Here is a 4,512-nt window from a genome sequence, read left to right on the forward strand (position 1 = left end):
GGGCATGGCCGCCTTCCGTTTCGGAGCCGGCGCACCTAGTCTCCCATCCCGAATGGCCGAGTCCTCGCCGGAGACGTTGAAGACCGCGGTGCTGGCCCTCTCCCGCGTCCACGCGGTGGAGGGTCCGCCGGGAGAGAACGGGCTGCGCACCGTCTGGCACATGGGGACCGACGGCGCGGAGCTGATGTCCCAGGTGGACTCCGATGGGCGCGTGCGCAGGCAGGAGCTGACGCTGCTGGAGGACCACTACATGTGGGCCAGCGGCGAGGGCGTGCGCACCGGCCGCGTGGAGGCCCACGGCGGCCCCACGGTGCCCGTGGTGAAGGCGGACCCCCAGTTGGTCCCCCACCGGCTCGTGCGCGCCGCCCAGGCGATGGGCACGTACACCGGCCAGGACCGCTACATCCTCCACATGCAGCGCGTGCTGGCGCTCGCCCGCGAGGGCCTGGAGATGGCCGGCGCGGGCGTCATCGTCCGTGAGTCCCAGCGCCCGTCCGAGCCCACGTTGCCCTCACTGGAGTCCGCGCCCGTGTCCCCGCCCGTCACGCCCGAGCCGTCGTCGCAGGAGGAGCAGGTCCAGTACGTGTTCGGCGCGCCGCATCCTCACGAGGTGGCGCCGCCGGTGTCGCGCGGCTCCGAGGGCATGGTGATGCTCGCCGTGTTCGGCGTGGGGGTGGTGGTGGGCCTCCTGTTGCTCATCTGGCTGCTCTGAGCGGGGGCGATCTCCAGGCCGAGCAGTCGCAGCATGTCCAGCGTGGTGGGCACCGTGTCTCGGGGCAGGGTGACGTGGGTGGTGCGCGCCACCGAGCGCACCGGGTGCAGGTCCATCACCAGCAGCGCCGTCACGGCGGCCGCGGGCACCAGCCTGGGGACCCAGCGCGGTCTGCGGTGGGAGGGGTCCTGGCGGCTCAGGCCGCGCGCCAGCAGCATGATGCCCAGCACGACCAGGACCGACGTGCACATCCACCGCAGCTCGCGCAGCCGCACGGCGGACTCCATGCCGAAGGACACCCACTCCTCGCGCCCGGCATGGGGCACCTCTCCCAGGCCGGTGAGCATCTCCAGGAAGTGACGCGCCTCCAGCGCGCCCACCGCCGCCACGGACGCCAGCGCCGCCGTCACCCCGCTGGCCAGCAGCAGCCCCCGGGCACGCCGCGCGCCCCCGGCCTCGTCCGCGCACGCAGGGCCGAAGCGCGCCAGCGCCAGCCCCAGCGAGAGTCCCAGCAACAGCGCGGTGCTCGTCCACGCGCCCAACAGTCGGGGGGCCATGGCCTGGCCGGTGCTCAGGGCGACATCCAGCGCGGTGTCCTGCGTGGACAGCCGAGTCAGGCTGGACATCGCGCGGCCCACCAGCACCTCGGTGCCGAGCAGCCCCACCATCCACGGCAGCGTGGCCATGCCCAGCATCACCGCCAGCGGTACCCGACGACCCAGCCCCGTGCTCGCCAGGGCCAGCGACAACAGCGGAAGCTCCACCAGCAACGACAGGGCCACCATCGCGGCGAAAGGACCCGCTGCGTCCACCACCTCCGCCAACGCCTCCGGGCCGTTCATCAGCGGTGCGAGCGTGAAGCACCACACGACGACAGTGACCGGCACGGCCGAGGCGACGCAGAGTGCAGGGGCGAGACGGGGCCGCAGAGTAACAAGCATTCCCGGATAGACTAGTCTCTCCAGGTAATTCTTGGAATTCAGACTGGAGGACGACCGATGAGCCAGTACACGACGGTGGAGAGCGCGCCGGCGATGGGGGAGGCGAGCACACCCAGCAGGTAGAGCTGCGGGCACCCGCCCTCGGCGCAGCCGATGCGGCCGTAGGCGAGGGCGCCGGCGAGCAGGAGCGGCACGTGCATGCCGATGAAGAAGATGCCCAGGCCCCGCACGACGAGCCCGCGGTACCAGGTGCGGGTCCACAATCGGAAGACGACGGGGACCAGGACGAGGGTGCTGGTGGTGGCGGCGGCGAGCACCCCCTGGCGCGCGGACACCGCCACGCACGCGAGGGCGGCGAGTGCCAGGGAGGGCACCAGGAGCAGCGCGTTGAGGGACAGGGGCTCCCGGTGACGCATGACGCGCTCGGGACGCTGGCAGAGCAGGTGCCCGGAGGCAAGCGCCGCGCGCGCGGGTGTCCGGCAGGAAGCCTTACGCGGCGACCGCGCCTTCACCCAGCAGGCGCGTGTACCGGCCGCGCAGCGCGAGCAGCTCCGCGTGGGTGCCCGCCTCGACGATGCGGCCTTCCTCCACCACGGCGATGACGTCCGCGTCGCGCACGGTGGACAACCGGTGCGCAATCACCAGCACCGTGCGCCCGCGCATCAGCGTCTCCAGCCCCGCGCCCACCGCGGCCTCGCTCGCCGCGTCCAGCGCGCTCGTCGGCTCGTCCAGCAGCAACACCGACGGCTTGCACAGGAACGCGCGGGCCAGCGCCAGCCGCTGCCGCTGTCCGCCCGACAGCCGCGCGCCGCGCTCACCCACGGACTCGTCCAGTCCACCCGGCAGCGCGCGCACGAAGTCCTCCGCGTGCGCCAGCTTCAGCGCCTCCCACAGCTCCGCGTCCGTCGCCTCCGGTCGCCCCAGGCGCAGGTTGTGGCGCACCGTCCCCGAGAACAGCACCGGCTCCTGCGGCACCCACGCGAGCTGCCCGCGCACGCTCGACGGCTTGAGCGACGACAGCGGCGTGTCGTCCCACAACACCTGTCCGCCCGACGTCGGCAGGAAGCCCAGCAGCACGGAGAACAGCGTCGTCTTCCCCGCGCCGGACGGCCCCACCAACGCCACGCGCTTGCCCGCGGGCACCACCAGGTCCACGCCGCGCAGCGCCTCGCGTCCGTCCTGGTACGTGGCCTTCACGTCCTTGAGCACCAGCGCCTTCGACAGCGGCCGCGCGTCGTCACCCGTGTCCGGAGGCGAAGGCTCGTCCGCGATGGCGAACAGCCGCTCCGCCGCGGCCAGGCCCGTGAGCACCTGCGACAGCGTGCCGCTCAGCGACTTCACCGGCTGGTACAGGAGCAGCGCCGCGGCCAGGAACGACAACAGCCGCCCGGCCAGCTCCGGGTCCGCCGACACGGCGCGCGCCCCCCACGCCACCGCCATGGCCACGCCCGCGATGCCGAGCAGCTCCACCGTGGGGCTCACCGCGCCGCGCAGGAACAGCGAGCGGCGCATCTCGCCCAGGTACTTGTCCGCCTCCACGTCGAAGGCCTCGAGCGCCCGCGCCTGCCCGCCGTAGGCCTGCACCACCGGCAGGTTCTGAAGCTGCTCGGCCATCAGCGACGTCTGCACGCCCAGGCTCTGCAGCGAGCGGGCGGCGACCTTCTTCAGCGAGCGGGCGAAGCGATTGATGGGCAGCACGGTCACCGGCACCACGATGAACGTGAAGAGGAAAAGCTTCGCGTCGATGAGGAAGCACGTCGTCAACAGGGCCAACGCCTGCAGCCCATCCTTCACGTACGATGACAGCGCCTGCGTGATGGAGAACTCCACCATCGGCACGTCCGACGTGAAGCGCGCGAGCAGCTCTCCCGAGTGACGCCGCTCGAAGAACGCGGGCGGCTGTCCGAGCAGGCGCCCGTAGAGGAAGCCTCTCAAATCCGCCATCACCCGCTGGCCCAGCCGCTGCATCAGCCCGCCCTGGAGGAACTGGGCCGCGGCCTTCACCAGCGCGAGCGCGACGACCACCAGCGGCAGCCGTCGCAACAACGCATCACCCGGCAGCGACACGCCCGCCACCGTGACGGGCTGACTGGTGAGCACCGCGCGCAACAGCGGACCGACGACCCACGCGTACGCGGACGTGGCCATCGCGGCGACCAGGGACGCGCCCACTCCCGCCGCGAGCAACGGGCGGTAGGGACGCAGATAGCCGAGGAGTCGGCGGTAGACGTGTGCGGAAGGACGAGGAGCCACTGTTCGGCGGCGGACTCTGTCACCGAGTCGTCGGGAGGTCCACGTCCAGGGGCGACCGGAGCGTCGTGCCCCGTCGCCTGCCCTGCGACCAACCGTCACTGGCAGGCAGGCCCATTCCATTGCCCCCCTCCATCCCTGCGGACAGCTTCAGGGGAGCCATGGACACCAATAACGAAAAAGAGGTCCTTTTCAATCCGGGCTGCGAGCCGGTGGTTGAAGACGAGGAGCGCCGCCGGCTCCTGTGGCTCATGGCCGAGTACTTCCGCACCATCGGATACACGGACATCAAGGCCCGTCTGCCCGGCTTCATGCCGCCTCCCATCCTGTCGGGCACCATCGAGGATGCGCGTCCCGACTTCACCTGCCGCCAGTCGGATTCGGCGCGCACACCCATCATCCTGGAGATCGTCACCCCGAGCATGGTGGAGGAGCCGACCGCGGAGAACCGCTGGAGCCTCTTGGCCAGCGCCGCCAAGCTCTACAACGCGGAGCTGCACTTCGTGGTGCCCAAATGGGCCTCCACCGGCGCCGTGGACCCGACGCTCAAGCGTCGCCTCGCCCGCATGGAGCTGACCGCCAACCGCGTGTGGACCGTCTAGGCCCACC

The 4,512-nt window shown here is 71.6% G+C and carries 5 protein-coding genes; 2 read left to right on the plus strand and 3 right to left on the minus strand.

The window, feature by feature from the left end; all coding sequences use genetic code 11:
- Positions 1–52 precede the first annotated feature (52 nt).
- Positions 53–712, plus strand: a complete 660-nt coding sequence (locus FL311_RS41350) for a hypothetical protein (protein WP_141333115.1) — start codon at positions 53–55, stop codon at positions 710–712.
- On the opposite strand, the gene FL311_RS41355 is transcribed toward FL311_RS41350, so the two are convergent.
- The 3 genes from FL311_RS41355 to FL311_RS41365 form a co-directional block, all read right to left on the minus strand.
- Complete coding sequence (locus FL311_RS41355) at positions 604–1,599, minus strand: hypothetical protein (RefSeq protein ID WP_223749269.1); 996 nt, start codon at positions 1,597–1,599, stop codon at positions 604–606. The genes FL311_RS41350 and FL311_RS41355 overlap by 109 nt on opposite strands.
- A gap of 92 nt (positions 1,600–1,691) precedes the next feature.
- Positions 1,692–2,069, minus strand: a complete 378-nt coding sequence (locus FL311_RS41360; RefSeq protein WP_141333117.1) for a hypothetical protein — start codon at positions 2,067–2,069, stop codon at positions 1,692–1,694.
- A 73-nt stretch (positions 2,070–2,142) separates the two neighbouring features.
- Positions 2,143–3,906 (minus strand): ABC transporter ATP-binding protein, encoded by a 1,764-nt coding sequence (locus tag FL311_RS41365; protein ID WP_046710871.1) that lies wholly within the window; start codon positions 3,904–3,906, stop codon positions 2,143–2,145.
- A 158-nt stretch (positions 3,907–4,064) separates the two neighbouring features.
- Here FL311_RS41365 and FL311_RS41370 point away from each other — a divergent pair, with 158 nt between their 5' ends.
- Positions 4,065–4,505: a hypothetical protein gene (locus FL311_RS41370; protein WP_046710872.1), complete on the plus strand. Its 441-nt coding sequence runs from the start codon at positions 4,065–4,067 to the stop codon at positions 4,503–4,505.
- The last annotated feature ends 7 nt before the right edge of the window (positions 4,506–4,512 follow it).

Source organism: Myxococcus sp. AB025B, from assembly GCF_006518215.1.
Taxonomy (GTDB): Bacteria; Myxococcota; Myxococcia; order Myxococcales; family Myxococcaceae; genus Myxococcus; species Myxococcus fulvus.

What these genes read in the sequence shown, in the direction of transcription:
- FL311_RS41350 (WP_141333115.1), top strand. Translation starts at nt 53, where the DNA reads ATGGCCGAGTCCTCGCCGGAGACGTTGAAGACCGCGGTGCTGGCCCTC.
- FL311_RS41360 (WP_141333117.1), bottom strand. Translation starts at nt 2,069, where the DNA reads ATGCGTCACCGGGAGCCCCTGTCCCTCAACGCGCTGCTCCTGGTGCCC.
- FL311_RS41370 (WP_046710872.1), top strand. Translation starts at nt 4,065, where the DNA reads ATGGACACCAATAACGAAAAAGAGGTCCTTTTCAATCCGGGCTGCGAG.